Consider the following 5,836-nt stretch of genomic DNA (forward strand, 5'->3'; position numbering starts at 1 on the left):
GGTGGTGCGGGTGGTGTGTCCGGTGGGGGCGGGAACGGCCCGCAGCGGCGTCCTGGGCGGGCTCGCCGGGGTCTTCGCGGCGGCGCGTTCGGCTGCCCGGTCCGCTGCCCGGTCGGCGGCGCGTTCCTCGCAGGTCCGGCAGGAGGCGCCGGTGTCGGGGAGGACGCCGTCGATGCAGCGGGGGTCGGGGCAGTACCCGGGGTGGAAGAGGCGGATCGCCGCCCCGACGGGGCTGTGCAGTCCTCGGCCGCCGCCGTCGGTGTCGGCGTCCAGGGCCAGGCCCCAGGCGTTCCACCGGGCGTCGGTGCGCTCGACGAGCTGGGCGGCGTTCAGGCCGCGCTCCAGTTCTTCGCGGATGGCGTCGACCAGGGCTGCCGGCACCCGGGCCGGGAGGCGGTCGCGGAGGGCCGGCGGCAGCAGGCCGATGATGGCGCCGATGGCGGCGGCCTGCTCCGCGGTGGGATTCGTCTTCGTCGTCGAGGTGGGGGTGGGCTTGTCCGGCGCGGCGAAGCCGCCCTCCCCTCGGACCCCACTACCGGTGGTGGCCTGACGGCCGTCACCGGACTCTGTTTTCTTCTTTTCTGTTTTCTTCTTCTGTCTTCTTAGGGACGTACCAGCGTGTGGTACGTCGGTCGAGTCGGATCCGCCCTCCGACGTACCGGCATGTGGCACGTCGGTTCCACCTGCGCAAACGTCGCCGTTCTGCGGGAGGTCGTGGACGGTCAGCACGGTGCCGTGCCGGCCCCCCGGCAGGCTCTCGGTGGCCGAGGTCAGGTACCCGCGGTCCTTGAGTTCGGCGAACGCGGCCCGGAACGCCCGGCGCCCCTCGCCCTTGTTCTCCGGCCGCGCCTGTGCGGCACGGCGCCACAGGTCATCGGCGGTCGTCTCCCACCCGTCCGGGCGGGACAGCAGTTCCGCCAGGATCCCGCGCGCCATGTAGCTCAGCCGCTCATCGCGCACGGTCCCGTTCGGGAGCTGCACGAAGTCGGCGGTGAGCCGTGACCGGCGAATCCTCACGTGGCGCTTCTTTCTGATGGTGCGATCGGGTACGACGGGGAAGACCCCCGGGGCCCGGCACGATCGGCCGGGCCCCGAAGGGGTCAGCCGGTCATCAACTGCCGGGTCACCTGCATGACCAGCCCGTCGCGTGCCTCGACGGGGACGGACGGTCCGAACGCGAAGTGCATCCGGACCAGGACCTCGTCATCGGCCTTGATCTCCGCGGTCGCCTCGTCCGGCTCCAGCCCGTCCCGGCCCATCGGGACCGCCCACCCGGAGAGGTCCGCGGCTCCGTCGACCAGGCCGTGCACGGCCGTCACCGCCGTCTCGAACTGCGCCTGCGGCAGCTCGCCCCACAGCGGGGAACCCGGCGCCGGAGCGAGGCCGCGCTCGCCCGGCTGCTTCTTCACGGCCTCCTCGTCCAGGGCGCCGCGCACCTCGAAAGGCGCGACGCCGCACCGCTCCCGGTGCAGCAGCACGGCGGCCAACTCGATGTCCTCGTCGGTGTAGGGGGCGGTGTTGGTGGTGTCGCTCATGGGTGCCTCTCGGGTTCGGGGCGTGAAAGGTGCTGGTGGGGGCGTTCTCCCCCAACCGGAATATGCACATCATAGCTAACTTAGGCATGTTGGCTACAAGAGGCATCGTGTACTCTTCGCGCATGACCACTCGCCGTGAACACCGCGCCCAGATCGCCGAGGCACGCAACGTGTTCGGCCAGGTCGTCGCCCGCGCCCGCTTCGCCGGAGAACCAACCGTCCTGTTGAACCGCAAGGCCGAAGCAGCAGTCGTGGTCCCCTTCGACTGGTACCTCCGAGCCCTGGACGCGCTGGGCGAACAGCGCCTCCTGGCAGACCAGCCCGACTGACTCCCGGGAGCAGCCATGGCACTGGCCGAAACCGTCGAACAGCTCCGGCAGAACATCGCCGCCGGCCGCACGACCCGGGCCGAGGCGATCCGCGACCTGGTGGAGAACCACCGGCTCACCGAGGCCGGCGCCACCGACCTGCTCGACACCACGGCGCTCACCGCCATGCCCAACAACCGGACTCCGACCAACCCGCCGTGGCTGGTGCTGCGCGCCGACGGAAAGCCCCCCTCCGGCCGCTGACCCGACGGCGGTCACCGGCGCCGCTCGCGTTCCTGCGCGACCTCGCCCTGAGCCACCCGAAACGCCGAAAGCGGCGCACGGCGTTTCCCAGAGGCAACCGCCCGCCGATCCACCACCCGCGAGGCGGTGTCCGGGGACGGCGTGGACCACGCCCCCGCCGGCAACCCCGGACCCGGCACCGGCCTCGGCCGGCCCGCCACCGCCCACGGCGCGTGCGCATCACACCGCCACCCACACGGGTACAACCGCGCCGACCAGCCGCACATCGGGGAACCCGTGGTGCACTGCCTGCTGCGGCGCCCCAACGCCGGTCCGCCCTTGACGCTCACCGCGCACCCCCCGACCCGCCAGCCGGACCGACGTCGGGCTCCTCACCCCACGACGGGGCCTCCGGCCACCGCGGCGCGTCCGGCCACAGCTCCCGGCACTCGGCCGCAGACACCTCGCTCTCCGTGCTGCGCAGCTCCACCGGCGGGGGACCGTCCGTCGCGCCCATCTCCTCCAGCAGCCGCGCCTCGAACGCCGCATGGTCCGGCCGAACCACCCGGGGTCGGGCCTGCTCCTCCGCGGCCCGCGCAGCAGCGCGCCGTGCCCGCCGCTTCGTCACCCGCTCGTGGACCACTAGGCCGCCGACCGCCACGACCAGCACGGCCGCCGGCGGCACCGTCCCCAGCACCGCGTCGACCGCGGCCCCGGCCGACGCGACCCAGCCGAACACCTCCAACGCCAGCTCGACCCGCGCGTTCATCGGAGGACCCCCGCTCGCGGACCCGGCACCGGCGCCCGTCCGGCACCGGCCGGGACACCACGACGCCCGGCCCCGGCCCGGCCCCCGGCCCGGCGCCCACTCGGCACCACCGGCCGCTCCTCCTGGTGGTCCGGCTCCACACACCACCGCTGACCACACCACGGCACCAGCGGCCCGGCCGGAGCCACACCCCGGTCCAGAACCCACAACGCCGCCCGAGGACACCGCCCCGCCCGGCCGGCCACCGGCCGCCCCGCCACATCCCGCGGCCCCGTCCACAACAAGTGCCGACCCATCGGGCCCACCACCTCGGTGACCCACCGGCCCCACGTCTCGCCGTACAACCCGCTCACCCCTCTCGTCTCGTCTTCGGGAACCGCGAGCGGGGGCGGGCCCGGCACCGCACCGGCGCCGCACCCACCCCCTTCACCCGCGTTCGGGAACCGTGCGCTCAGGCCATCGCCGGTTCGCGCTCACCGGCCGAAGCCGGCTCCGGGCCGGGGTCGATCCACACGTGCTCGTCGACCTCCTGGTCCTGCGACTCCTCGCCCCGGCCGGGCCACTCCTCCGGATCCACGACCTCGACGTCACCGCCGTCCGCCGGCTCCTGCGGCTCCTCGCCGACCGCCGACCCACCGGACTCCCCGCCCGACTCCGGCTCCTGGTCCGGGACCGGGATGCCTGCGCGACGGCACACCGCGCACTGCTCCGGGGTCTCCCGGCCCGGCCGCGGCAGGATCCGCCCCGGACAGGTCGCACACACCCCCGCCCCCACCGGCTGCTCCGGCTCCTGGCGGTCGCCGACGACCGGCTCCTCCTCACGCTGCGGAGGCGCGGCAGCCGCGGCCCGGGCGGCGTCCCGCTCCCGGCACTTCCCCAGCCACTCCTCCAACGCCAACTCGTTGGGGAGCCGCTGGAGGATCATGACCAGTTCCCCGGCATGCGCCCGCGTCAGCTCCGGCCAGGCGTCCAGGTCCGCACCGAGGATCAGCTCCGACACCTCCCGGGCGGACGCCTCGGTGATGTTCAGCCGGGCGTAGTGCTGCCCGATCTTCGAGAGCTGCTGCGGCAGCGCCGGGGACTTCGTCGGGTCGGGCTGTGCCTCCCTCGCCCGGGCCACGGCCTCCCGCGCCTGCCCCTCCTCCACCGGCCCCGCCGGCCCGGCCGGGGTGGTCGGCACGCCCTGACCGGCCGGGGCAGCCGGCGCGGCCGTCCCGGTTCGGGGCCGCAGCTCATCCGTCCGCTCCTGCACCAACACCCCCAACGGCACGAGGCCGCCCGTGGCCGGGTGCGGCACCGGCGCCTCCCGCAACCCCCGCCGCGCAACCTCCTGCCGAAGCGCCACGGCCTCCCTGTAGGTCAGGGCCGGCGACGCCAGCGCAACGGCCAGGCCCTCGACCGGCCCGACCCCCACCGGCAACTCCTCCCGCAACGCCGCGGCGATCTCCCGCCCCGGCTCCTCCGGAAACACCGCACCGGCCAGGGCACGGACCCCGCCGGGCTTCGCGACCATCGCCACCCCATCCGCGAGGTCGACGACCACGGGGAAGGCGTGCTCCACGTTCCGGCTCTGGATCGGCCGCCCCCCGACCCGCAGCGTCCGCGCACCATCGGTCAGGTACTCCGTGTGCGTCCGCAGCGTGATCACCACATGCCCCGGCCAGGCCAGCAGTGCGTCGAGCATCTGCCGCTCGATCGGGTTGACCCGCTCCCACCCCGGATCCGGAGAGGTCGCGCGGCTGTCCTTGCGCAGTGCGGCCCCGGCCTCGGCCGCGACCTCCCGCAGCCCGCCCGGGCCGTCCCACCACGCGGAGTAGGAGTCGACGACGAGGACCTGATACCGGTCCTCGGCCGCCGCCCGCAGCGTCCGCAGCAGCGTCTCCCGCGTGAACCGCTCCAACGTCAGGTGGGAGAAGCGGTGCCCCCCGGCCTCCGGGCGGCCGGGGATCTCCGCGTACCGCAGCGCACCGCCCCGCTCGGAGTCCACCACTGCGATCCGCCCCTCCTCACCCGCCAGCTCGCGGGCCAGGTCCAGCGCGACAGGGGTCTTCCCGGCCCCGGCCGGGCCGACCAGCGCCACCCGCGCCGCCTCCCGCGCCCGAACCGCCGGAACGAAACCGAAGTTCTGCATCGTCGTCTTGCTCATGGGCTCAGCCGTCCTTGTGCGTGCGCGGCCCCGGCACCCGGACACCGGGCGCCGAAGCGGAGAAAGAGAAAGGAGAGGAGGGGGCGGTGGTGGGGAGGGCGCGTCCGGCCGGATGCCGCCGCCGCGCCGCCTCCCGACCCACCCGACGGGACCGCCACTGCGCCCCGGTCACAGCCGTCGTCGCGACGACCACCAGCAGCACGAACGCGGCCACTTCGATCACCGCCCACCGCCCGCACCGCCCGGGCCGGCGGGGGAGGGCACCGGCACCGGATCCGTCGGGTCCCCCGGCACCGTGGCCCGTAGGACCCGATCCACGACTGACCAGCACTGTGCGACCGACCAGTCCGCGCCCGGATACCCGGCGCGCAACACCTCCAGCAGCCGCAACCGGGTCTCCGCATCCAGCCCCCGGCACAACCGGCCCGTGCCCCAGCCCGTCCCCCGGGCCGCCACGTGCCACCGCACCCGCTCCTGCCGCGCGTCGATCACCGTCACCGGCGTCGCCCACACCTCCGAGAGCCACGGCGCGACCGCGCGCAGCTCGGCCTCCAACTCCTCCTCGAACGCCCGCCGCCCGGCGCCGGGCGAGATCACCAGCGGGCCGTGGACACGGGCCACCAGCTCCACCGGACACCGCTCGGTACGGCCCTCCGGCACCACCAGGACCCGCCCGGCCTCATCTCGGCCGGCCTCCAGCCACACCTGCCCGTCGTGGTCATACACCTGCCCGTCACTCACGGCGCGCTCGATCGCCCGCAGTTCGCCGGGCGGGAGGGGCGGCCCGGCCGGCGGAACCGGCGGCACCGGCGCCGGGGCCGGCGCGGGGGAGAGG

6 protein-coding genes and 2 pseudogenes are annotated in these 5,836 nt (G+C 74.9%); 2 read left to right on the plus strand and 6 right to left on the minus strand.

What is annotated here, in order from left to right:
- Together FOE67_RS14295 and FOE67_RS14300 are read right to left on the minus strand one after the other, a co-directional pair.
- Nucleotides 1–1,017 (minus strand): annotated as a pseudogene (locus FOE67_RS14295) (hypothetical protein); the annotation flags it as partial.
- Nucleotides 1,018–1,100: 83 nt separating this feature from the next.
- Complete coding sequence (locus tag FOE67_RS14300) at nucleotides 1,101–1,535, minus strand: hypothetical protein (RefSeq protein WP_182664253.1); 435 nt, start codon at nucleotides 1,533–1,535, stop codon at nucleotides 1,101–1,103.
- Between the two features lie 122 nt (nucleotides 1,536–1,657).
- On the opposite strand from FOE67_RS14300, the gene FOE67_RS14305 reads away from it, so the two are divergent.
- Complete coding sequence (locus FOE67_RS14305) at nucleotides 1,658–1,864, plus strand: type II toxin-antitoxin system Phd/YefM family antitoxin (protein WP_182664254.1); 207 nt, start codon at nucleotides 1,658–1,660, stop codon at nucleotides 1,862–1,864.
- Between the two features lie 15 nt (nucleotides 1,865–1,879).
- Complete coding sequence (locus FOE67_RS14310) at nucleotides 1,880–2,107, plus strand: hypothetical protein (RefSeq protein WP_182664256.1); 228 nt, start codon at nucleotides 1,880–1,882, stop codon at nucleotides 2,105–2,107.
- Between the two features lie 325 nt (nucleotides 2,108–2,432).
- Here FOE67_RS14310 and FOE67_RS14315 read toward each other — a convergent pair whose 3' ends face one another.
- From FOE67_RS14315 to FOE67_RS14330, 4 genes and pseudogenes are all read right to left on the minus strand, one after another.
- Entirely contained in the window at nucleotides 2,433–2,855 is a 423-nt protein-coding gene (locus tag FOE67_RS14315) for a hypothetical protein (protein WP_182664258.1), read from the minus strand.
- Nucleotides 2,856–3,306: 451 nt separating this feature from the next.
- Nucleotides 3,307–5,001, minus strand: a complete 1,695-nt coding sequence (locus FOE67_RS14320) for an AAA family ATPase (RefSeq protein WP_182664260.1) — start codon at nucleotides 4,999–5,001, stop codon at nucleotides 3,307–3,309.
- 4 nt (nucleotides 5,002–5,005) lie between these two features.
- Entirely contained in the window at nucleotides 5,006–5,224 is a 219-nt protein-coding gene (locus FOE67_RS14325) for a hypothetical protein (RefSeq protein ID WP_182664262.1), read from the minus strand.
- Nucleotides 5,221–5,836: pseudogene (locus tag FOE67_RS14330) on the minus strand (hypothetical protein); the annotation flags it as partial. The pseudogene FOE67_RS14330 and the gene FOE67_RS14325, both read right to left, overlap by 4 nt.

The organism is Streptomyces calidiresistens (assembly GCF_014141525.1).
GTDB lineage: Bacteria > Actinomycetota > Actinomycetes > Streptomycetales > Streptomycetaceae > Streptomyces > Streptomyces calidiresistens.